This is a genomic window from Allobosea sp. TAB14 (assembly GCF_052113865.1).
Classification (GTDB): domain Bacteria; phylum Pseudomonadota; class Alphaproteobacteria; order Rhizobiales; family Beijerinckiaceae; genus Allobosea; species Allobosea spartocytisi.
Map to the genome: position 1 here is coordinate 1 of NZ_JBFRDQ010000036.1, position 21,561 is coordinate 21,561.

At 64.4% G+C, this 21,561-nt stretch carries 18 protein-coding genes and 2 pseudogenes; 9 read left to right on the forward strand and 11 right to left on the reverse strand.

The features are described from left to right. The first annotated feature begins 25 nt into the window (after positions 1 to 25). The 3 genes from AB4Y99_RS07555 (at position 26) to AB4Y99_RS07565 (ending at position 2,218) form a co-directional block, all read left to right on the forward strand. Positions 26 to 751: a helix-turn-helix transcriptional regulator gene (locus tag AB4Y99_RS07555; RefSeq protein WP_441522892.1), complete on the forward strand. Its 726-nt coding sequence runs from the start codon at positions 26 to 28 to the stop codon at positions 749 to 751. 72 nt (positions 752 to 823) lie between these two features. Further along, positions 824 to 1,447 (forward strand): acyl-homoserine-lactone synthase, encoded by a 624-nt coding sequence (locus AB4Y99_RS07560; RefSeq protein WP_441522893.1) that lies wholly within the window; start codon positions 824 to 826, stop codon positions 1,445 to 1,447. Between the two features lie 189 nt (positions 1,448 to 1,636). Further along, complete coding sequence (locus tag AB4Y99_RS07565; protein WP_441522894.1) at positions 1,637 to 2,218, forward strand: GNAT family N-acetyltransferase; 582 nt, start codon at positions 1,637 to 1,639, stop codon at positions 2,216 to 2,218. Here AB4Y99_RS07565 and AB4Y99_RS07570 read toward each other — a convergent pair. The 10 genes and pseudogenes from AB4Y99_RS07570 to AB4Y99_RS07615 form a co-directional block, all read right to left on the reverse strand. Continuing rightward, positions 2,185 to 3,126: a succinylglutamate desuccinylase/aspartoacylase family protein gene (locus tag AB4Y99_RS07570; RefSeq protein ID WP_441522895.1), complete on the reverse strand. Its 942-nt coding sequence runs from the start codon at positions 3,124 to 3,126 to the stop codon at positions 2,185 to 2,187. The genes AB4Y99_RS07565 and AB4Y99_RS07570 overlap by 34 nt on opposite strands. A gap of 82 nt (positions 3,127 to 3,208) precedes the next feature. Further along, positions 3,209 to 3,754, reverse strand: a pseudogene (locus AB4Y99_RS07575) (amino acid ABC transporter ATP-binding protein); the annotation flags it as partial. Further along, the gene (locus AB4Y99_RS07580; protein WP_441522896.1) at positions 3,703 to 4,272 is read right to left on the reverse strand and encodes an amino acid ABC transporter permease; all 570 of its coding nucleotides are present in this window, start codon (positions 4,270 to 4,272) and stop codon (positions 3,703 to 3,705) included. The pseudogene AB4Y99_RS07575 and the gene AB4Y99_RS07580, both read right to left, overlap by 52 nt. After that, positions 4,262 to 4,921: an amino acid ABC transporter permease gene (locus AB4Y99_RS07585; RefSeq protein WP_441522923.1), complete on the reverse strand. Its 660-nt coding sequence runs from the start codon at positions 4,919 to 4,921 to the stop codon at positions 4,262 to 4,264. The genes AB4Y99_RS07580 and AB4Y99_RS07585 overlap by 11 nt, the downstream gene beginning before the upstream one ends. A gap of 8 nt (positions 4,922 to 4,929) precedes the next feature. Beyond that, on the reverse strand, positions 4,930 to 5,802 hold the full coding sequence (gene ehuB, locus AB4Y99_RS07590; RefSeq protein ID WP_441522897.1) for an ectoine/hydroxyectoine ABC transporter substrate-binding protein EhuB: 873 nt from the start codon (positions 5,800 to 5,802) through the stop codon (positions 4,930 to 4,932). Between the two features lies 1 nt (position 5,803). Then, on the reverse strand, positions 5,804 to 6,409 hold the full coding sequence (locus AB4Y99_RS07595) for a hypothetical protein (protein ID WP_441522898.1): 606 nt from the start codon (positions 6,407 to 6,409) through the stop codon (positions 5,804 to 5,806). A 1,139-nt stretch (positions 6,410 to 7,548) separates the two neighbouring features. Further along, a pseudogene (locus tag AB4Y99_RS07600) lies at positions 7,549 to 7,647 on the reverse strand (tyrosine-type recombinase/integrase); the annotation flags it as partial. Between the two features lie 2 nt (positions 7,648 to 7,649). Next, positions 7,650 to 7,943: a helix-turn-helix domain-containing protein gene (locus AB4Y99_RS07605; RefSeq protein ID WP_038366308.1), complete on the reverse strand. Its 294-nt coding sequence runs from the start codon at positions 7,941 to 7,943 to the stop codon at positions 7,650 to 7,652. A gap of 979 nt (positions 7,944 to 8,922) precedes the next feature. Then, positions 8,923 to 9,366, reverse strand: a complete 444-nt coding sequence (locus AB4Y99_RS07610) for a DUF6065 family protein (RefSeq protein WP_441522899.1) — start codon at positions 9,364 to 9,366, stop codon at positions 8,923 to 8,925. Then, on the reverse strand, positions 9,293 to 10,657 hold the full coding sequence (locus tag AB4Y99_RS07615) for a hypothetical protein (RefSeq protein ID WP_441522900.1): 1,365 nt from the start codon (positions 10,655 to 10,657) through the stop codon (positions 9,293 to 9,295). Before AB4Y99_RS07615 ends, AB4Y99_RS07610 begins: the two co-directional genes overlap by 74 nt. Before the next feature lie 809 nt (positions 10,658 to 11,466). Here AB4Y99_RS07615 and AB4Y99_RS07620 point away from each other — a divergent pair. The 4 genes from AB4Y99_RS07620 to ku (AB4Y99_RS07635) are packed head-to-tail and all read left to right on the forward strand — an operon-like array spanning position 11,467 to position 16,057. Continuing rightward, positions 11,467 to 11,655 (forward strand): DUF3008 family protein, encoded by a 189-nt coding sequence (locus tag AB4Y99_RS07620; RefSeq protein WP_038368869.1) that lies wholly within the window; start codon positions 11,467 to 11,469, stop codon positions 11,653 to 11,655. A gap of 50 nt (positions 11,656 to 11,705) precedes the next feature. Further along, positions 11,706 to 12,563, forward strand: a complete 858-nt coding sequence (locus AB4Y99_RS07625; protein ID WP_441522901.1) for an SDR family oxidoreductase — start codon at positions 11,706 to 11,708, stop codon at positions 12,561 to 12,563. A 28-nt stretch (positions 12,564 to 12,591) separates the two neighbouring features. Continuing rightward, entirely contained in the window at positions 12,592 to 15,213 is a 2,622-nt protein-coding gene (gene ligD / locus AB4Y99_RS07630; protein WP_441522902.1) for a DNA ligase D, read from the forward strand. Positions 15,214 to 15,271: 58 nt separating this feature from the next. Beyond that, positions 15,272 to 16,057 carry a non-homologous end joining protein Ku gene (gene ku / locus AB4Y99_RS07635; protein ID WP_441522924.1) on the forward strand — a complete coding sequence of 262 codons (786 nt, stop codon included), beginning with the start codon at positions 15,272 to 15,274 and terminating at the stop codon, positions 16,055 to 16,057. On the opposite strand, the gene ku (AB4Y99_RS07640) is transcribed toward ku (AB4Y99_RS07635), so the two are convergent. Continuing rightward, positions 16,058 to 16,903 carry a non-homologous end joining protein Ku gene (ku, locus tag AB4Y99_RS07640; protein WP_441522903.1) on the reverse strand — a complete coding sequence of 282 codons (846 nt, stop codon included), beginning with the start codon at positions 16,901 to 16,903 and terminating at the stop codon, positions 16,058 to 16,060. It abuts the gene before it with no gap. A 278-nt stretch (positions 16,904 to 17,181) separates the two neighbouring features. On the opposite strand from ku (AB4Y99_RS07640), the gene AB4Y99_RS07645 reads away from it, so the two are divergent. Together AB4Y99_RS07645 and AB4Y99_RS07650 are read left to right on the forward strand one after the other, a co-directional pair. Beyond that, positions 17,182 to 18,399, forward strand: a complete 1,218-nt coding sequence (locus tag AB4Y99_RS07645) for an efflux RND transporter periplasmic adaptor subunit (RefSeq protein ID WP_051988521.1) — start codon at positions 17,182 to 17,184, stop codon at positions 18,397 to 18,399. A 2-nt stretch (positions 18,400 to 18,401) separates the two neighbouring features. Continuing rightward, positions 18,402 to 21,539: an efflux RND transporter permease subunit gene (locus tag AB4Y99_RS07650; RefSeq protein WP_441522904.1), complete on the forward strand. Its 3,138-nt coding sequence runs from the start codon at positions 18,402 to 18,404 to the stop codon at positions 21,537 to 21,539. The last annotated feature ends 22 nt before the right edge of the window (positions 21,540 to 21,561 follow it).

Consider the following 21,561-nt stretch of genomic DNA (forward strand, 5'->3'; position numbering starts at 1 on the left):
TTGCAGGACCTGCCGAGGTCTATCGATGAAGAGCGCGGCCGTTCTGGAGCTTTTCGCGACGATAACCGAGATCGACGCCGCAGATTCGTCCGAACGCGCCATCGAGATATTTCAGGGGCTTCTCGAGCGTTATGGCCTGCACAGTTTCCTGATCGCCAGGTTGCCGGTCCCTCACGACAGGCAGTGGCATCGTGCGATCCTGCATGATGGATGGAGGAGCGAGTGGTTCGCCCGTTACAAGTCCGCGGGTCACTTCTTTTACGACCCTTGCGCCGCTCACTGCCGCCTCGCGGCGGAGCCATTCCTCTGGCATCAATTGCCCAGGGGCAGTTTGACGCCGCGAGGCCGTCTCGTCATGGATGAGGCCGCTGAATTCGGCATGAAGGATGGAATTTGTGTTCCGATCCATGTTCCGCTTGCCGGCCCGGCGGTGGTGACGGCAGGCAGTGACCGCGTCGAGGTACCACCCAGCGCCATGCCTCTGATCGAAGTGCTTTGCGTCCACATCTTCCGCAAACTGAGCTTGAAGAGCACATCGGATAACGAGGCGGGTTCCCCCTTGACGCCGCGCGAGCGCGAGCTGTTGCAGTGGAGCGCGCAAGGCAAAACGACAGAAGACATATCCTGTATTCTCGGGATCTCGACGAACACCGTCGAGAGCCACCAGCGCAACATTCGCGACAAGCTCGATGCGATCAACGTCGCCCACGCCATCGTAAAAGCTCTGCGCAGATATGAAATCCAGGTCTAGCAATCCCGGAATCCCGGCATAATTTTTCCAGCAGCGTTGACCTACCCCGTTCCTGTATCGTCGGGAGCGGTCATGGCTAAAATTCACGTGGTCACCTGGAGAAACAGAAGCCAATACAGACGTGAACTGGAGCGATATTTTCGTATCCGCTACGATATTTATGTCAAACGGCGGCAATGGCATGCATTGGCGCGACCCATCAATATAGAGATGGATGCGTTCGACACCGAGCATGCCGTCTATTTGCTGGCGCTCGACAGCGTCGGCAAGATCGTCGGTGGCTCGCGGCTTGTCCCGACGCTGCAGCCCCATTTGCTCGGCAACGTGTTTCCTGGACTCGCACCCGCCGGGCCGCCGCGGGCGCCGGACATCTTCGAATGGACGCGTTTCTTCATCAGCCCCGCCCTGCGCAGCCGAGGCGGATCGTCTCCGATTGCCGGCGTCGTCCTGTGCGGCGTGCTGGAGGCTGCTCACAAACTCGGCATCCGGCAAATCAGCGTCGTCTGTGAATCATTCTGGCCGAAGCGTCTGCGGGGCTTCGGGTGGAGCATTGTCGAGCTGGGAGAGATCCTGCAGCACCAAGACGGCGACATCGTCGCGCTGTTGATCGACGTCACACCAGAAGCGATCGCAAGCGCCCGCCGAGCCTATGGCATTCGCGAACCGATATTGGCCGACGCCGCGACGACGGGCTGACCCGTCGTGCGCAGCTGGGCATGCTGTCCCTGGGAGCTGGCAGAGTCGCGGAGCAGGTGATCGGTCTCCGGAGCCAGACTGTTCCCGGACATCGGCCATGACGTCATCTGGACGATCCGGCAGCCAGATGCGCCTTCGTCCCGATCGGCAGCACGTCAAGTCCATCCCCGGATTCCGTCAGGCCCAGCCTTGAAGAACGGGCCCAAGACTGATCACGGGTCTGACGGTCCGGAGGGGATCAATCAAATGGCAGTCTCGTTGCGTGTGCTCGGTCTTGACGATGAGGTCGTCGTCGCCGGCATCGCTGTCGACCCCGACAAGGAACCCTATTCCGGCGGGCCGATCGGCGACGTCTTCGATCAGTTGCGAGCCTCCCCGCCACGCCAGATTCCTTTCGCGCTTTGCGATGGCGACAGAGCCGTGGGCTTCATCGTCGCGCGGGAAGAAGCCGCTCTGCCCGCCTGGGCGGAGAAAGGCTGCATGACGCTGAACAATCTGCGGATCGACACGCGCCTCCAGGGTCGTGGCTATGGCAAGGCGGCAATCCGCCTCGCCGCACAATGGATCGCACGGGAACGGCCGGCCGTCACACATGTCATGTCGAGTGTGAACGTCGCCAACCTCGCCGCCTTCAACCTGAACCTGGCCTGTGGACTGACGCCCACGGGACAGGTCGTCGAAGGGCGCATCGGTCATCAGCGGATCATGATCGCTCCGATCAGGCGCCTTTGCAGCGATCAGCCGGGATCGACGTCGACAAGGAGCTTGTAAAGGCAATCGCCGGGCTCGGTCAGCATCGGAGCACGTCGACAGGCAACCATCCCGCTTTCGGTGAAGGAGACTGGCTCCGGTGCCTGCCACGGCCGATCGACGGCATGGATCACACCGGCGAGCTGGCCGGCCTCGACGACATCGCCCAGTTCCGCTGCCGGTTCAAACAGCCCCTTGCGCATGGCGTAGACAAAAGCCCCCCTACCCCGAACACGCATGAAGCGCGTTGGCGAGCCAGGATCGGCGGTTGTGCCGGACAACAGGCCATAGCGTTGCAGAACGCGGCGCAGCCCTTGCTCCGCGATCGCGAGGCCTTCCCGCGACAGCGCGGCGGCGCCGCCAAGTTCAGTGGTCAGCACCGGCACCCCCACCTTCTGCCCCGCCGCCGAGAATGTCGTCCTGCCGCCGCCGCCGGAGCCGTCACTGATGGAGGTGATCGGAGCACCGAACGAGACCGCCAGCTCGACGAGCTCCCGTTGCTCCTTCTCGCTTCCCCCGCTTCTGATCAGGGCGCATGGCAGGTAGTCGCATGAGCGTCCGCCGGCGTGAAGGTCGATCGCAAGGTCCGCCATGGCGAGGAGCACGGTGGCGACGTAATGCGCGATCATGGCCGTCGGGCCGCCAACGGGATCCCCTGGAAAGGAACGGTTGAGGTTGCCCGCGTCCAGCGGCGAGACGCGCCGGCCGGCCTCGACGGCAGGGGCATTGAGCGCGGGCAGGATGATGATCCGGCCCCTCACATCGGCCGGATCGATTTGACGCGCCAGCGCGGCCAGCGCGATCTGCCCTTCATATTCGTCGCCATGACTGCCAGCCAKGAGCAGGGCCGTGGGACCCGCTCCGTTCCGGATGCACAGGATGGGGATCGGCACGACGCCATAACCCGACAAATCGGTCGAATGGGGCACGCGCAGCCAGTCGCATTGCTTCCCATCCGCCTCGAAGTCGAGCGGTGTCCAGACCTGTGTGTAACCCGTCATCGACGCCCTCTCAGTGCTTCAGGATCGTTTCCAGGAAAAGTCGTGAGCGGGGGTGGCCCGACCTGCCGAAGAAGTCGCGCGCGGATGCGCGATCGATGATGCATCCTTGATCCATGAAGACGACCTGATCAGCGATTTCGCGGGCGAAGCTCATCTCATGGGTGACGCAGATCATCGTCATGCCGTCACCGGCCAGCGCGACCATGACGTCGAGCACCTCCTTGAYCATCTCGGGGTCGAGCGCCGAGGTCGGCTCGTCGAAAAGCATGACGCGGGGGTTGAGGCAGAGTGCGCGGGCAATCGCCACGCGCTGCTGCTGCCCACCGGAGAGCTGGGCGGGATAGGACATGGCCTTCTCCGGTATCCTGACCTTTTCCAGATGAGCCATGGCGATGTCTTCCGCCTCGCCGCGGCTCCGGCCGGCAACGCGCCGCAGCGCCAGCGTGCAGTTGGACAGCACCGTCAAATGTGGAAACAGGTTGAAGCTCTGGAATACCATGCCGGTCAGGCGGCGCGCGGCAGCCGTCTCCCTGGCGTTGACGCCAAGCGTCGTCCCCGCCCCAGCATTTCGGGAACCGCCAGAACGGCCAGGTAAGGCGTCGCCTTGAGGATCGAGACAAAATAATTGCCGAGCGGGGCCACGATATTGCGCAGCATCTGTGGCGCGATCACGTAGATGAGCGCATCGCGCCGGCTGAGGGACAGCGCCCGGGCCGCCTCCGACTGGCCTTTCGGAATGGCGTCGATCCCGGCCTTGAAGACCTCGGCCAGATAGCCGCTGTAATAGAGGCTGAGGCCCATGACGCCGACTGTCATCGAGCCGAGGCGAATGCCGTAGAATGGCAGGACGAAGTAGAGAAAATAGAGCCAGGCCAGCACGGGTGTCGACCGGATGAAGTCGATCACGAAACCGGTCATGAGGCCGGCGACGCCCCCGACGCGTCGCACCAGCTCGAAGAGAAAGCCGATGGCAGCGGCACCGATGCAGCTCAAGAGCGCCACGTAAAGGGTCATGCCGATCGCGCCGAGAATTGTCGGCACGCTGGACAAGGCGAAAGCCAGATCAAATCCCACCGGACCGGCTCCCGGGTGTGGCGACACGCGCCTCCAGCCAGCGTCCGGCCAGGGCGATCGGGTAGCAAACGACAAAGAAGGCAAGGAGCAGCGCGGTGTAGATCGCGACGGGATTGTATTCGACCTGCGCGATTTCCTTGGCGCGGAAAGTCATGTCGGTCAGTGTCACGAGCGAGACCAGCGCTGTCGCCTTCACCAGCTGGATCAGCGTGTTGACGAAGGTCGGGCTCATCGCGACGAGCGCCTGTGGCAGCTCGATCAAGAGAAGGATCGCGGGGCGCGACAGGCCGAGGGCCGCGCCGGCTTCCTTCTGGCCGGCCGGAATCGCCTGAAGACCGGCCCGCACCGCCTGGCTGGCATAGCCGCCCGCGTTCAGACCGAGAACCATGGCGCTCACCGTGAGGGCCGACAAGGTGATCCCGACGACGGGCAGCGCATAATAGAAGACGAACAGCAGGATGATGACGGCGGAGCTGCGCCAGAATTCGATGATGCCGGTCACCAGCAGACGGGTGACGCCGTGCGTCAGATATTGAGCGACGCCGAATACGAGCGCGAAGGGAACGGCGAAAACAAGGCCATAGGCAGTGACGGCGGCCGTTGTGCCGAGCCCTTGCAGAATGCCCAGCCAGATGTCGAGCAGGCTCATCGGCATCCCTATTGCTTCCGGTTGCAGAGGTCGGCGGTGGCGATGCCCGGCGGCACGGCTTCCTGTTCGCCGAAGCCATATTTCTGCATGATCGACGCGAAGGCCTTGGTGCCTTTCAGCTTGGCCAGTTGCTCGTCGTAGACGGCGCGCAGATCGACATCCTGTTTTCGGAAGGCGATCGCCGCGAAATTGGTATGTGCCTTGCCTACGTCAAATGGCGCGACGCGTTCGAGGCCGTCCGCGCCCTTCCCGGCCAGAAGACCGATGACCGTCGGCGATGCCATGAGTGCCGTGTCGATCCGGCCGGCGCGTAGCGCGGAGAGGTTGGATTCGATGTCCGGAAACAGCAGCATCCGGCTGTTAGGCACGCCAGCCGCCCCGGCGTTGGTGGTGACGACGCTGCCGCGACCAGCTCCCATCACGATGTCTTCGCGAGCGGCGATATCGGCATAGCCATGGATCTTCTTTGGATTGCCAGCCAGGACGATGGCTGCGTCCGGGGCCTGGAGGTCCGGCGCACCGAAGGCGACCTGCTTGCAGCGGTCAGGGGTGATCGAAAGTCCGGATGCGACAGCATCGAAACGGCCCGCCAGGAGGCCCGGAATGAGCGCTCCGAACTCGGTCACCTGGAACTCGAGGTTCTTCACGCCCAGATCGGCGAAGGCAGCTTTGAGAATGTCCGGGTGCCATCCGGTGGGTTCGCCTGTCTTCTCGTCGCGAAAGCCCCAAGGCGAGCGGTTATGGATACCGACGACGATCCTACCCTCGCGCAGGATCCGTTCCTTGGTCGTTTCGGCAAACGCGCTGCTTGCGTTCGAGATCAACAGCAAGGCAGCCGCGATCCCGAACAGCCCGATCCCTTTCACAGCCCGTGCTGCCATTTCACCTCTCCCGTTGGATGACTTGACCTTGCGCCCGGCAAGGGTCGGTTCCGCCGACGTCTTCGCGGTCGCTCTTCGGAGCCGGGCATGAATCGACGATCGTCCGGCCCATCAAACGCCGGAGATCCTCCAGAGCGGACCGAACATGCGACACTGGAAAATCCGCCAGGTCCGTATTGTCCTCCGCTTCGATCGCGATGACAGAGAGCTTCGCGGCGATCCCAGCCAGCGAGCTAGCGGGCGTCCGGGCTAGGCGCTCCAAGAGCTCTTGTTGGTGCTCGGCAGCCAGTGTCTCGGCGGTCTTTGCTTTCGAGTAGGCCCGCCTCAGGCCGTCGCGGCCCCCTGCCCTGCTCGCAGGTTTTCCGTCGACGCGCTCCGAAGAAGGCCCTCGCTCCAACAGCGCGGTCTCGAGCCGCTGCTGCTTCAAACACTGCTCGGCCGTTACGGCGTGAGCCTCGGTCCATGCCAATGACAACGCCAAGGCCGGGTCCGCCAACGTCGTGGCATGAGTTGGCTCGCAACCCGCAGAGCGAGCCACGGGCGTCGTCCAACTCTCCCGTCCACGCGTGACGAAAGGCAAAGTCGTGGTATTGTCGGAATCAGCCATGATCCGAGCTCCAGACAGCTTGGTTTTGGTTAGGTCGGGCATGGTGTTGCAACCACCCTGCTCGACCGCACACACCTCCAAAGAAGGCAGTTGGCGCGTGTGACATTGGAAGCCTAAGAGCATGCGGGACGAAAATCAAGCCCTATGGCATCAAATGATACTTTTGGTATAAATATCACCGGAGCACAGCTCCGTGCTGCGAGAGCTCTGCTGCAGATGGATCAAAAGTCGCTCGCGGAACTGTCGAACGTGTCGATCGCCACGATAAAGCGATTGGAGCCTACGATTGGGCCACTAAGAGCGAACAAGGTCACGATTGAAGCGCTTCGGCGCGCCCTTGAGACTGCGGGGATTGAGTTCATTGCTGAGAATGGTGGCGGCGTCGGCGTGCGCTTAGCCAAACGGTCCGATCAGACTTGAGCCAGCCCAGAACTTTCGAACCGAGAATGTCGGGCGAAAATGGCGTTGGCACCTGTTTCTGCAATGCCGCGGAGATTTGATGGAGCTATAATCGTCATTGAAGATGCAGGCGAGAAACGGGGCCGTGAAGCTGGGCTTGTCGAGCTTCAGACTCGGATGGCGGCGTTCCTTGTTGGAACGCTTTGCCCGGCACRCCGCAACRCCAGATTTCAGGATTGGAGCGCGAGTCGATTCGAGGCGAGGCACCGAACGTCCCGGATCAGGCTGATCCGAYAYAAAGCCGWAGCTTTGGTRGAGATTTCGAGCGCCCCCACGCTCCGTGACCGAACCCCTAGCGAGCGTTCCTCGTCAGGCGACCGGCGCAAGCCGCGCTGGAGCACAATGCATCGACCAAACCACCGGCCTTCTTATATTCTGACCATATGGTCATTTTGGTTGCGGTGCTTCTCGGCGGTGGCGAGCGCAAGTTCAAGCTCGTCGCCCTGCCCTCGCTGCCAGAATGGGCCGATCAGGCCGCGTTACCAGACGCTCCGAGTGGGCGGCCAGCTCGCCAGCACTATCGCTCTCAAATATTGGCTATCAGCCGAGGACCGCGGATTGATTGATTTCAAAGGATTCCCGGCCGGGTTGCCGGCATGGTTCGCCAACGGTATCCAGCAACCTTTTTCGGCCTTTTTACGAACCTCACAACCTTACCCATGCCGGCTCGCCAAGAGCGCCTATTTCGCTTCGCGCGAGTAAAGCTCGGCGTGCTTGATATCTGTATGGCCGACGGTGTCCATGATCTCTCGGGGGAGACCCGCTCCTCCCCGCACAACCGCTACCGCTCGAGATCACTGAGAAATAGTTTTCGGAAGTTCTCGTCATCGAGTTCCCTCCGGATGACCGCACAGGCGTCGTCCCTTACGTCAGCCGGGATGGCCTCGGTCGATCCTGTGGAAGCGGCGAACCTTAGGCTGAGACGCTCGATGGCCAAGATGTGGATCCTTTGCAGCTCGGCTCTCCCGCATTCGACGGCTTGCCAATCTGGGGGTGGAATGCCCAGCTCCTCGGCCAGCTGACTCCGAGACATGCCCATCGCCTTGCGCAGGACCATGATCTCGCCAAGCGTCATGATTGCCTCCCAATTGATCCGTGCGCCGGCAACTCAACGTTGGTTAGGCATCTGCGTTCCAGAGGTTTGACGCGWGGCACGGAAACGGGCGGAGGCCTATCCGCCAGAGACGGAGTGATAGACGCCGCCGGAAACGCGGGAGCGCCGGTCCTCCTCTTCGGTGTCAGAAGACACGTGTATGCTGCTCCACGGTTCGCCCTCCTGCGCTGAGGATCGGCTCGGCCACTCCGAGCAACCCTCGAAGCGCAGTGTAGGGCGAGCCACTCCGGYTCAGCGGACATACGGTCTTACGCTTGATCGACCAAGCATAGCGCAGCACGCGCCGCCAGTTGGGGACTGGTTGCATGAGAACTCCGGGCAATAAAAAGCCCGCTCGAGGCGGGCGGTGAATGGGGCTTATCTGCGGGCTGCGGGGCTAGGTCGGCGCGTCTGCTTCCGACCCGTCGCAGACCTATGATCGTCCCGGGCTTCGGCTAGGCTTGGCCAGGCACTATGCCGGTGGAGCGCTCGATCCGTAACTTCAACAGGCGCGTCTGAGAGCGCTTAAGCCCTTCATAGAATGGCTCGATCCGAACTTCGCCAAAAGCGGCTCTATATGCCATGGCGACATTCAATTCGGCCCGTCTCCGCTTTGCCCAGCGCTGTGTCGGGGAAAGCCGACGCACTAATTCAGCATATTCTTGAGAGGCCAGACAAATCTCACGATCTTGCTCCGCGACCGATAACTCTTCCCACAATTCCACGTCGTTCTCGAGCACGTCGTTTCACCGATTTTAATGCGGGCGCGCAAATGTCACTGTCAGACAAAACTCGACGGCGCCCTGAGCTTCACCTGAACGAAAAGATACGGCCCTCGTTCGGAGATGCTTGATCCGCTTTCGACCAGGTCGCAGGTTCGCCGCCATTTGGCCGGCGTGTAAAATTGGCCCARACCGGCGCCTGGCACGTCTGCTCAAGCAAGCCTGCTGAGGTTTTCGAGCTAAGCAGCGGTGGAGCGGCACCATGGCGTCGAGAGACCCGGCCTTTTCGGGCACCACGACACCTCTTCGATGTGGCGCCCGGCTGGTGAGGACGAATCGTAACGTCCTTCTTGCCGTTCCAGGTGGCAGAAGCCAGCCGGGTTGAGCAGCTCCCAGCCATTGGCGCTGGCTATTGCGAGCGGCGTTCGCCGATAGGCGAAGTGCTCGCTCGTCGCATGCATCCAATCGCGACCGGTCGGAGCTGCGACGAGCTGTGGTACCCGATCGCTCAACGCGTAACAGTCCAGTCTGGGTCCTGTCATCATTGTGCTTTCGGAACGACCTTCGTCACCGGGGAACACCGTCGCCGAGCTCCGGCCCTTCGAGATATCAGGGGCCGGGAGGGCCCACAGGGCCGACAGGACCTTGTGGGCCTTCAGGGCCGGCAGGACCGGCAGGACCATCCGCGCCGGCAGGACCGGCAGGACCGGCAGGGCCGGCAGGACCGGCAGGACCGGCAGGGCCGGCAGGGCCGGCAGGGCCAGGAGTACCGGCAGCGCCAGGAGTACCAGGAGCGCCAGGAGTACCAGGAGCGCCAGGAGTGCCAGGAGTACCAGGAGCGCCGGGTTGGCCGGCTGCCGTGTTCTGACGCGCCTTCGGCAGGTCGCCCGCATCGCGGCCGATATAAGTGGGCATATAGTCTTCGCGATCCCTCCGGATGAGGGTCTTCTCGCCAAGCCACGGCGACACGTCGTTCGTGCCACTGGAGCCGAAATAGACCCGCAAGCCCGCCAGGAAGCTGAAGTCGTTTCCGGAGGAGCGGCCGAAGCCGCCATCCGCCTTCTTGCCATAGGCGGCGTCGGCGAACAGCGCGGCGGCGGTATTGCCGAAATTGGTGAGATACTCCGCGCCGCCCACSARCTGGTTGCGGCCGCYRGTGTAGCGGTGGCCGATGTTCAATTTGARGTTATCGGTCACGTACCAGGCAAGGCGCACATCATCGAAGAATCTGGTTTTGTCGTTGYTGGCSACCAGGAMGSTATTGSYGAMGCCGCTATAATTGTTCCACTCGACGCCCGCGAGGCCCTCCAGAGTGAAGCGGCCGAAATAGAGCTGGCCTTCGATGCCGCCCTTGGCGTTGTACATGCCGGTATTGCCAGCGCCGGAGATATTCGCTCCCCAGCTCCCGGTGCCATACAGATAGCTGCCGTAAAGCCCAAGCGCGCCGACCCCAGGGTCGCGCCAGAACAGATGCGCCGCAGCGCCGCCCAGGGCYGTGTTGGAGGCCATGCCRCCKATGGTGTCGACCTGRAACCCGAAGGMGGAGCCRAGCGGCAWTGCGAGCAGGCCRCTGATCTCGCCAAATCCGGARCGGCCGTTGTAGCCRCCGCCSGCTTCGAGCCGGAYATTGGKGGCGCTGACGGCCTGRGKGCCGGTTCCGCGCTGGGCGCCCGGCATAACGCCATCGCCTTTCGTGACGAGGTGCCGCGGCTGAGGAGCACCTCTACTGCCAGACGGACCCTTCAGCCGCGAGATTTCGGCATCGGCGGCCTTCAGCTTGATTTCAAGCGACCTCTGCTTGGCCTGAAGCTCGGTGACGAGCCTGAACAATTGCTCATTGGAGACGCCCTGCGCCTGCGCCGGTGTGATCGACCAGACGGCACAGGCAATAGCCAGCGCAGAGCACCCGGCTCGCAAATTCTTCTCGCTACCGGCGATGAGAGCCGTCTTACCCTTGATGCCGTGATCGAGCATGTTCGCCCCCCCTGATCGCAGTAGTCACACCGCGACCTCTGCCGGAGCGGAACACATTTCGGACGTCTGACCAGAGCAGCGACAGTATCTGCTCCTGACTCCTCTTGACGGGATGTCTATTTTAAGCCGTGCGTCGGGCACGGAAAGATTCGCGGCTTTCCGGCTCTTTCAAGGATCGGTACGAGTATCGGTCAGCGCGAACCCGGCCTTGCCCAGGCCCTCCACGATATGGGCGATCTAATCTTCCTGGAACGCGCGCCCGCACCAATCAACATAGATTTCAATGGCGTATTTTGGCCTGAAATGGCGAATAATTGGGATATTCGTCTCTTCCCTGGCCCTGACACCGAGATACTCACAGACGCCCGTAAGCATAACGCGTACGAAATAGTGCTTCTCATCGATGCTTGTATTTATAGAAATCTTAAAATTATCTTCGTAATCGCGCTTGAGATTCTATTCCAGAATCGGAACACCATATGCCATTGCAGGACGGCATTATTCGCATGCGTTCGCACGCTGGACGAATTCGACGCCCTCTTCATAGCGCTCCATGACGTAGAGGCGATTGCCCGGCGGATCCCGGGTTCGGGGCTATGGCTCGCCGCCCCGCCCGCTCGAATTCCTCGAACTTCCCCATTGCGAACAGCACGGTCGAGCGCAGGGTGTGCGCCAGAGTCGAGTGCAGCGGGAACCTGCTGCCCCCCGGCGTGTTCGTCTTCACATCAGCCATATCCGGATGTGATTCGCCAATTCGGGCGCTTTGACCAGTCGGAATGGCAATCGACGCCCCTGTGAAGGAGGAGATCATGCCTGCAAAATCGGCTGCGCAGCAGAAAGCCGCCGGCGCCGCTTTGGCGGCCAAGCGCGGCGCCATGAAGAAGAGCGGGCTCAAGGGCGCATCGAAATCGATGGAGGCATCGATGAGCGAGGCCGAGCTGGAAAAGATGGCCTCGACCAAGCGCAAGGGGAAGAAGGAACACGCTTCCAAGCACTGACCGCCTAGGCGCGGAGGCCGAGCCGGGCTCCGCCAAGCAGGAGAGCCGTGATGACCGTCCGTTTCGAACCGCCCTTTCCAGAGCAGAAGCAACCGATGCCGGGCCGAACCGACGCGATGACGCCGCGGCCCGACCATGGCGAAACGAGTTATGTCGGCTCGGGGCGCCTCAAGGGCAAGCGGGCCATCATCACCGGCGGCGACAGCGGCATCGGCCGGGCCGTCGCCATCGCCTTCGCGCGGGAAGGAGCCGATCTCCTGATCTCCTATCTCAGCGAGGACGATGATGCGGCCGAGACCGCCCGCTGGATCGAGGAGGCCGGGCAGAAGGCGGTGCTGATGCCCGGAGATATCCAGCACCCCGCCCATTGCCGGGCCATCGTCGAGCGGGCGGCAGATGAGTTCGACGGGATTGACATCCTCGTCAACAACGCCGCGCATCAGGCGAGCTTCGATGCGATCGAGGAGATTTCCGACGAGGAGTGGCAGCTCACCTTCGCCGTCAACATCCACGCGATGTTCTACCTGACCAAGGCGGCCGTGCCTCACATGAGGCCGGGCTCCTCGATCATCAACACGGCCTCGGTGAATGCGGACAAGCCGAATCCGAGCCTGCTCGCCTATGCGGCGACCAAGGGCGCCATCCAGAATTTCACCGGAGGCCTGGCGCAAATGCTCGCCGGGAAGGGCATCCGCGCCAATGCGGTGGCGCCGGGGCCGATCTGGACGCCGCTCATCCCCTCGACGCTGCCGGCGGAGAGCGTGAGCCAATTCGGCAAGCAGGTGCCGATGCAGCGCCCCGGCCAGCCGGCCGAACTCGCGACGGCCTATGTCATGCTGGCCGATCCGCTCTCCAGCTACGTCTCGGGCGCGACCATCGCCGTGACCGGCGGCCACCCGATCATCTGAGGCACATCCGAAAGACGAGGGCGAAGCCTTGGCCGGAAAGCTGCAAGCCTATCGCGCCAAGCGCGATTTCCGGAAGACGAAGGAGCCGAGCGATGCGAGCGCGGTGGCTCCTTCCAACCGCCTGCGCTTCGTCATCCAGAAGCACGACGCGACGCGGCTTCATTACGATCTCCGGCTGGAGCTGGACGGGGTGTTCAAGTCCTGGGCGGTGACCCGGGGCCCGTCGCTCGACCCCGCCGACAAGCGCCTCGCCGTCGAGGTCGAGGATCACCCGCTCGCCTATGGCGATTTCGAGGGGACGATCCCGAAAGGGCAATATGGCGGCGGCACGGTCCAGCTCTGGGATCGCGGCTACTGGGAGCCGGAAGGCAAGCTGAGTCCGCAGCGCCAGCTCGAAAAGGGCGATCTCAAATTCACGCTCGACGGCAAGCGGCTGAAGGGCAGCTTCGTTCTGGTGCGGATGAAGCATGACCGCGATGGCGGCAAGCGTACCAACTGGTTGCTGATCAAGCACCGCGACGCACATGCGGTCGACTCCGGCGGCGACGCCGTCCTGAAGGCCGAGACCTCGGTGGCCTCGGGCCGGACGATGGATGCCATCGCGGCCGGGCGTGGACGCTCGCCCAAGCCTTTCCTGCTGGCCGAACAGGCCATCGATGCGGGCGCCGTCTGGGACAGCACCGAGGGATCGGCGGCGGATGCGCGCGCGGGCAAGCCGGCACGGACCGAGCCGGCCAGCCGATCTTCAAAAGCGGGGCACACCGCTCCGGCCGGCCTGCCCGATTTCGTTCCGCCGCAGCTCTGCCAGAGCGTCGAGCGGCCGCCGGCGGGGAGCGGCTGGATCCATGAGATCAAGTTCGACGGCTATCGCATCCAGGCGCGCGTCACCGGGGGCAGGGCCACGCTGAAGACGCGCAAGGGCCTCGACTGGACGAAGAAATTCGGCGCCGTGGCCAAGGCCTTCAAGGACCTGCCGGACGGCATCATCGATGGCGAGATCGTCGCGCTGGACGTCCATGGCGCGCCGGATTTTGCTGCGCTCCAGGCAGCCCTCTCCGAGGAGAAGACCGAGAACCTCGTCTTCTTCGCCTTCGACCTGCTTTTCCTCGACGGCGAGGATTGGCGCGAGCGGCCCCTCCTCGCCCGCAAGGAGAGGCTGGAGGCGCTGCTGCGCGACGCGGCTGACGGCGTCACCCTGCGCTATGTCGAGCATTTCGAGACCGGCGGCGATGCGGTGCTGAAATCAGCCTGCCGGCTTTCACTGGAGGGCATCGTCTCGAAGCGGGGCGACGCGCCTTATGTCTCCGGCCGTAGCGACAGCTGGGCCAAGGCGAAATGCCGGGCCGGCCACGAGGTCGTCATCGGCGGCTGGGCGACGACGGCAGGCCAGTTCCGCTCGCTGCTCGTCGGCGTCCATCGCGGTCCGCATTTCATCTATATCGGCCGGGTTGGCACCGGCTATGGCGCAGCCAAGGTCGACGCGCTGCTGCCGCGGCTGAAGCAGCACGCGGCCAAGAGCTCGCCCTTCACCGGCAAGGGCGCACCGCGACGGGCTCCGGGCGTGCATTGGGTCGAGCCGGTCCTCGTCGCCGAGATCGAGTTCGCGGGCTGGACCGGCGACGGCATGGTCCGGCAAGCTGCCTTCAAGGGGCTGCGCGAGGACAAGCCGGCGGCGGAGGTGGAGACCGAATTGCCGGCGCCGCCCACGGAAACCGCGCCGCCAAAGCCCGTATCGGGACGCGGCGGGCGGGTCGATATTCTCGGCGTGCCGCTGTCCAAGCCCGACAAGCCGCTCTGGCCGGATGCCGAGGACGGCAGGCCCGTCACGAAGCTCGACCTCGCCCGTTATTTCGAGGCTGTCGGCGCCTGGCTGCTGCCGCATATCCAGGGCCGGCCGTGCTCGCTGCTGCGGGCGCCCGACGGGATCGAGGGCGAGGTGTTCTTCCAGCGCCACGCGGGCCTCGGCACATCGAACCTGTTCGAGCTGGTGAAGATCTTCGGAGACAAGAAATCCTATCTCCAGATCGACCGGATCGAGGCCTTGATCGCGACCGCCCAGATCGGCGGAATCGAACTGCATCCCTGGAATTGCCGGCCGGGCGAGCCGGAGGTGCCGGGGCGGCTGGTCTTCGATCTCGACCCGGGGCCGGGCGTTTCCTTCGATGCGGTGATCGCGGCGGCCAGGACCATGAAGGAACGGCTCGAAGCGCTCGGCCTCGTCAGCTTCTGCAAGACCACCGGCGGCAAGGGGCTGCATGTCGTGACGCCGCTGGCGAAGCCCGGTCGCGGAGGCCTGGACTGGCCGGCCGCCAAGGACTTCGCCCGCCGCCTCTGCGCGGCGATCGCTGCCGATGAGCCGGAGCGCTATGTCGTCAACATGGCCAAGCGCCTGCGCAAGGGGCGGATCTTCCTCGATTATCTCCGCAACGATCGCATGGCGACGGCGGTGGCGCCGCTCTCGCCGCGCGCAAGGCCCGGCGCCCATGTCTCGATGCCATTGACCTGGGCGCAAGTGAAGGCGGGGCTCGCCCCCGCCCGCTACACGATCCGCACGGTTCCGAAGCTCCTGACCACGAGCAAGGCCTGGGACGATTACGACGAATCCGAGCGGCCTCTCGCCGAGGCGATCAGGAAGCTCGGTCGCTCCTGATGCCGGGCGGAACGGATCGGGAGACGATGCGTTTCGCGTCGGACTGGAGTGAGCAAACATRGCCCAGCGGACATTCTGGAAAGGCTATCTCAAGCTCTCGCTCGTGACCTGCCCGGTCGCGATGATGCCGGCGCATTCGGAGAGCGAGAAGGTCCGCTTTCACACGCTCAACCGCAAGACCGGGCATCGCATCCAGAGCCGCTTCGTCGACGCCGTCACCGGCAAGCCGGTTGCCGAGGACGACGAGGTCAAGGGCTATCCCAAGGGCGATGACGACTATGTCATGCTGGAGGATGACGAGCTCGACGCCGTCGCGCTGGAGAGCACGCGCACCATCGATATCGAGGTTTTCGCGCCGCGCTCTTCCGTCGGCTGGATCTGGTACGACACGCCGCATTACCTCGTGCCCGACGGCAAGATCGGCGATGAGGCTTTCTCGGTCATCCGCGAGGCGATGAAGGCGACCAAGACCGTCGGCATCTCCCGCGTCGTGCTCTATCGGCGCGAGCGGGCCGTGCTGCTGGAGCCGCGCGACAAAGGCATCGTGCTGTGGACGCTGCGCTATGGCGACGAGGTCCGCGACGAGAAGGAGTATTTCGCCGATGTGAAGACAGCCAAGCCCGAGCCCGACATGCGCGCGCTCATGGAAAAGCTGATCACGTCGCGCACCAGGGACTGGTCGCCCGATCTGGTGCAGGATCCTGTCCAGGACGAATTGTTGAGCATCATCAAGGCCAAGCAGAAGGGCCGCAGGCCGGCCCGGAAAGCCACGCCGGTGGCCAGCGAGGGCAACGTCGTCAGCATCATGGATGCGCTCAAGCGAAGCCTCGAACCGCGGAAGTGATCAGCTTGCCTTGCGCCGCGGCTCGGCTTTGGCGGGTTTGCGTTTCGCGGTCGATTTGACGCCGGATGTCTGGCCGGCCTTGGCGCTCCGCCGGAGGGCGTCGAGCAGGTTGACGACCTTCGCCGGCTCGGGGCGCTTCGCCGGCTTGATTGTCCGCCCCTCGATCTTCGCCTTGACCAGCTCGGCCAGCGCGCTTTCGTAGCGATCGTCGAAGGCCTTGGGGTCGAAGCGACCTGCCTTGGTGCGGATGATGTGCTCGGCGAGCTCCAGCATCTCGCCCTCGATCTTCAGCTTCGGAATGTCGTCGAAGGCGCTCTGCGCCGGCCGGACCTCATAGTCGAAATGAAGGGTCGTCGCGACCATGCCGGCCTCATGCGGCCGGATGAGGATCGATCGCATGCGCCGGAAGATCACGGTGCGCGCCAGGGCGGCCGCATCCCGGCGCGCCATGGCGTCGCGGATCAGGCTGAAGGCCTCGGCGGCGACCGGCGTACTCGGCGTCACGTAATAGGGCCGATCGAGGTACAAATCGTCGATCTCGTCGCAAGGCAGGAAGGTCGCGACGTCGAGAACCTTGTCGCTGTCGGGAATGGCCTCGGCGATCTCCTCCGGCTCCAGGACGATGTAGTCGCCGTCGCCGCGGTCATAGCCCTTGACCTGGTCTTCCTTCTCGACCGGCTTTCCCGAGACCTCGTCGACGAACTGGCGGTGGACCCTGTTCCCGGTCTTGCGGTTCAACATATGGAAGGAGATGCGCTCACTGGTCGAGGCCGCCGTGTAGAGCGCCACCGGGCAGGTGATTTCGGCGACTTTGAAGACGCCCTTCCAGATTGCGCGCGGCGCCATGTCTCCAGCCTCGGCATCAGAGCAATGATTGCGAGGAAGGAACGGTCCAGTCCGGGCGATGGTTCCGAAGCCGGAACGGGATCAATCCATCACGATCGGCTTGCCTCGGGCCCCAGCGGCACTGGGCGCGTTCTGTCGCGCTCCAGGCTCGCTTTGCGTGAGGCGCTGGCCTCTCCGCAAGGGGCGGGTCGTATCGTCTCACCCGTATTCCGCCGTATTGACGCGATAGGCGCAATCGGGAATTGAACGTTATCGACCGCCTGCAAGAAGGACTGTCCATGTCGGCCCAGCGCGCCCGCTCCCCGTCGCGTTTCGCCCTGCCCGGTCTTCTGCTGTGCGCCACGGCCCTGGCCGGCTGCAATCAGGAAAAGGCGGCGCCTCCGGTGCAGCCTCAGGTCCAGGTCAGCGTCGTCGTGCTGCATCCGCAGCCGGTCGCGATCACCGCGGAGCTGCCCGGACGCGTCTCGGCCAATCTCGTCGCCGAGGTCAGGCCGCAGGTCAACGGCATCATCAAATCGCGCCTCTTCAAGGAGGGCAGCGAGGTCAAGACCGGGGACGTCCTCTACGAGATCGACCCCGCGCCCTACCAGGCCACCCTCGACAGCGCGGTCGCGGCCCAGCAGAAGGCGGAAGCGGCCGTCGCCAACGCCCAGATCCGGGCCAACCGCTATCAGGAGCTGTTCCAGCGCAACGCCGGCAGCCGCCAGGACATGGACGACGCCAACGCCACGCTGGCGCAGGCCCAGGCCGATGTCGCCTCCGCCAAGGCGAATGTGGAGACCGCCCGGATCAATCTCGCCTACACGAAGGTCACGGCGCCGATCGACGGACGCATCGACAAGTCGGCGCTGACGCCCGGCGCGCTCGTCACCGCAAACCAGGCCACCGCATTGACGACGATCCGGAAGCTCGAGCCGATCAATGTCGACGTTACGCAGTCGAGCACCAACCTGCTGCGCTTCCGCGACGACATCGCTTCGGGGAAGCTGCGCTTCACGGGCCTCAACGTGGCGGTGAAGCTGAAGCTCGACACCGGCACCGAATACAACCAGTCCGGCAAGCTCGAATTCGCCGAGGCCAATATCGACCCGACGACCGGGACGTTCTCGGTGCGCGCCGAGTTCCCCAATCCCGACCGCATCCTGCTGCCGGGCATGTTCGTGCGGGCCGTGATCCAGGAAGGCGTCGCCGAGAACAGCTTCCTGCTGCCGCAGCGCGGCGTGGGCCGCAACACCAAGGGCGAGGCGACGGGCAAGTTCGTCGGGCCGGACGGCAAGGTCGAGGAGCGCGTGCTGGCCACCCGCCGCAACATCGGCAACAACTGGCTGGTGGACAGCGGCGTCAAGGACGGCGAGCAGCTCATCGTCGAGGGCGGCCAGCTCGTCCGGTCGGGCCAGACCGTGACCGTCAGCGAGGTCTCCATCGACGAAGCGACGGGTGAGCTCAAATCGGCCAACCGGCGGGCGGAAGCCAGCCCCAGCACGGTCAAGAACTGACCATGTCGCGCTTCTTCATCGAGAGGCCGATCTTCGCCTGGGTCGTCGCCATCGTGATCATGCTGGCGGGCGTGCTCGCCCTGCGGACCCTGCCGGTCTCGCAATATCCGCAGATCGCGCCGACAACCGTGCAGATCAGCGCCAATTATCCGGGCGCCGACGCCCAGACCGTCGAGAACTCGGTGACCAAGGTCATCGAGCAGGGCATGACCGGCGTCGACAACCTGCAATACATGACGGCGACCTCGACCTCGACCGGCAACGCCACGATCACGCTGACCTTCACGAACGCGGCCGATCCGGACGTGGCGCAGATGCAGGTGCAGAACAAGCTCGCGCTCGTGACGCGCCAGTTGCCCCAGGTCGTGCAGAGCACCGGCGTCACCGTCGCCAAGGCCGCGACCGGCTTCCTCATGGTCGCAGCCTTCGTCTCCAGCGACGGGCGGCTCTCGACCACGGACCTCGCCGACTATGTCGACTCGACGCTCAACGACACGCTGAAGCGCGTCGAAGGCGTCGGCACGACCCAGCTCTTCGGCGCCGGCTACGCGATGCGCATCTGGCTCGACCCCGACAAGCTGCAGAAATACGCGCTGATGCCGGGCGACGTGATCAACGCGATCCAGGCCCAGAACGTGCAGATCTCGGCCGGCCAGCTCGGCGGGCTGCCGCAGGTCAAGGGCCAGCAGCTCAACGCGACCGTGACCGCGCTCAGCCGCCTGCAGACGCCGCAGCAGTTCGAGAACATCATCCTCAAGAGCGGCACCTCGGGCTCGATCGTCCGGATCAACGACGTCGCGCGCGTCGAGCTCGGCGCCAAGAGCTACGACACGGTCAGCTTCTACAACGGCAAGCCGACGACCGGCCTCGCGATCAGCCTCGCCACCGGCGCGAACGCGCTCGACACGGCGGCCAAGGTCAAGGCCACCATCGAGCGGCTGGCGCCGACGCTGCCGGAGGGGGTCGAGGTCGTCTATCCCTACGACACCACGCCCTTCGTCCAGCTTTCCATCGAGAAGGTGGTGCACACGCTGTTCGAGGCGATCCTGCTCGTCTTCGTGGTGATGTTCGTCTTCCTGCAGAGCCTGCGCGCGACGGTGATCCCGATGCTCGCCGTGCCGGTCGTCCTGCTCGGCACCTTCGGCGTGCTCGCCGCCGCCGGCTATTCGGTGAACACCCTCACCATGTTCGCCATGGTGCTGGCGATCGGCCTGCTCGTCGACGACGCGATCGTCGTGGTCGAGAATGTCGAGCGCGTGATGCACGAGGAAAAGCTCGGCCCCAAGGAAGCGACGATCCGCTCGATGGGCGAGATCACCGGCGCGCTCGTCGGCATCGCCACGGTGCTCTCGGCGGTGTTCGTGCCGATGGCCTTCTTCGGCGGGTCGGTCGGCGTGATCTACCGGCAGTTCTCGGTGACGATCGTCACCGCCATGATCCTGTCGGTCCTCGTCGCGATGATCCTGACGCCCGCGCTCTGCGCCACGCTCCTCAAGGCGCCCGGCGAGCACAGCAAGACATGGGCTCCCTTCGCCTGGTTCAACCGCAATTTCGACCGCACCACCAATGGCTACCGCAACGGTGTCGGCGGGATGATCAAGCGCCCGATGCGCTTCCTGCTCGTCTTCCTGCTGATCGGCGGCGGCATGGGCTATCTGTTCGCGCGGCTGCCCAGCTCCTTCCTGCCCGACGAAGACCAGGGCGTGCTGTTCACGCTCGTGCAGCTTCCGGTCGGAGCGACACAGGACCGGACGCTCAAGGTGCTCGACGAGGTGCGCGAGCACTACCTGACCAAGGAGAAGGATCTGGTCGAGGGCGTCCTGACGGTCGGCGGCTTCAGCTTCAGCGGCCAGGGGCAGAATGTCGGCCTCGCCTTCGTGCGGCTCAAGCCCTTCGAGCAGCGGCCCGGCAAGCAGGCGACGGCGCAGGCCATCGCCGGGCGCGCGATGGGCGCGTTCCGCACGCTCAAGGACGGCTTCGCCTTCGCGCTGGCACCGCCCGCCCTGCAGGGCTTCGGCAACACGTCGGGCTTCGATTTCTACCTGCAGGACGTCGCCGGCGCCGGCCATGAGCGGCTGATGCAGGTCCGCAACCAGCTCCTCGGCCTCGCCGGGCAGAGCAAGCTGCTCACCGGCACCCGGCCGAACGGGCAGGAGGACCAGCCGCAATACTCCGTCACCATCGACCAGGAGAAGGCGAGCGCGCTGACCCTCTCGCTCGCGGACGTCAACACGACGCTCTCGGCGGCCTGGGGTTCGGCCTATGTCAACGACTTCATCGATCGCGGCCGCGTCAAATCGGTCTATGTCCAGTCGGATGCGCCCTTCCGCATGCAGCCTCTGGATGTCGGGCGCTGGTATGTCCGCAACCAGGAGGGAGGCATGGTGCCGTTCTCGGCCTTCGCCTCCGGCCAATGGAGCTACGGCTCGCCACGCCTCGAACGCTATAACGGCGCCTCGGCGGTCGAGATCCAGGGGGCGGCCGCGGCCGGCGTCAGCTCGGGCGCGGCGATGGACGAGATCGACCGGATCGCGAGCCAGCTTCCGACCGGCTTCGGGCATGAATGGACGGGGTTGTCCTATCAGGAGCGGCTGTCGGGCAGCCAGGCCGTCGCGCTCTATGCGCTGTCGATGCTCGTCGTCTTCCTGTGTCTCGCCGCGCTCTATGAGAGCTGGTCGATTCCCTTCGCGGTGATGCTGTGCGTGCCGATCGGCATCTTCGGCGCGCTCGCGGCGGCGACGCTGTTCGGCCAGAGCAACGACGTCTACTTCAAGGTCGGCCTGCTCACCACGATCGGGCTGGCGGCGAAGAACGCCATCCTGATCGTCGAGTTCGCGATCGAGCAGGAGGCGTCCGGCAAGGGGCTGATCGAGGCGACGCTCGAAGCGGCGCGCCAGCGCCTGCGCCCGATCCTGATGACCTCCTTCGCCTTCATCCTCGGCGTGCTGCCGCTCGCGGTTGCGACCGGCGCCGGCTCCGGCAGCCAGAACGCGATCGGCATCGGCGTGATGGGCGGCATGATCGCGGCCACCGCCATCGGCGTCTTCTTCGTGCCGTTGCTCTATGTCGCCGTGGTCCGCCTCGTCCGGCGGCTGCGCGGTCAGGGCAAGGATACCAAGGAAGCCGAGACGGCGGCCTGAGGCTCTGCCCTTGGTCGAAACC

Excerpts from the sequence above, each read along its gene's own strand:
- AB4Y99_RS07650 (WP_441522904.1), top strand. The coding sequence starts at position 18,402 with ATGTCGCGCTTCTTCATCGAGAGGCCGATCTTCGCCTGGGTCGTCGCC.
- AB4Y99_RS07585 (WP_441522923.1), bottom strand. The coding sequence starts at position 4,921 with ATGAGCCTGCTCGACATCTGGCTGGGCATTCTGCAAGGGCTCGGCACA.
- AB4Y99_RS07645 (WP_051988521.1), top strand. The coding sequence starts at position 17,182 with ATGTCGGCCCAGCGCGCCCGCTCCCCGTCGCGTTTCGCCCTGCCCGGT.
- AB4Y99_RS07555 (WP_441522892.1), top strand. The coding sequence starts at position 26 with ATGAAGAGCGCGGCCGTTCTGGAGCTTTTCGCGACGATAACCGAGATC.
- AB4Y99_RS07595 (WP_441522898.1), bottom strand. The coding sequence starts at position 6,409 with ATGGCTGATTCCGACAATACCACGACTTTGCCTTTCGTCACGCGTGGA.
- ku (WP_441522903.1), bottom strand. The coding sequence starts at position 16,903 with ATGGCGCCGCGCGCAATCTGGAAGGGCGTCTTCAAAGTCGCCGAAATC.
- AB4Y99_RS07625 (WP_441522901.1), top strand. The coding sequence starts at position 11,706 with ATGACCGTCCGTTTCGAACCGCCCTTTCCAGAGCAGAAGCAACCGATG.
- AB4Y99_RS07620 (WP_038368869.1), top strand. The coding sequence starts at position 11,467 with ATGCCTGCAAAATCGGCTGCGCAGCAGAAAGCCGCCGGCGCCGCTTTG.
- AB4Y99_RS07605 (WP_038366308.1), bottom strand. The coding sequence starts at position 7,943 with ATGACGCTTGGCGAGATCATGGTCCTGCGCAAGGCGATGGGCATGTCT.
- ehuB (WP_441522897.1), bottom strand. The coding sequence starts at position 5,802 with ATGGCAGCACGGGCTGTGAAAGGGATCGGGCTGTTCGGGATCGCGGCT.
- AB4Y99_RS07560 (WP_441522893.1), top strand. The coding sequence starts at position 824 with ATGGCTAAAATTCACGTGGTCACCTGGAGAAACAGAAGCCAATACAGA.
- AB4Y99_RS07610 (WP_441522899.1), bottom strand. The coding sequence starts at position 9,366 with ATGGTCCTGCCGGTCCTGCCGGCCCTGAAGGCCCACAAGGTCCTGTCG.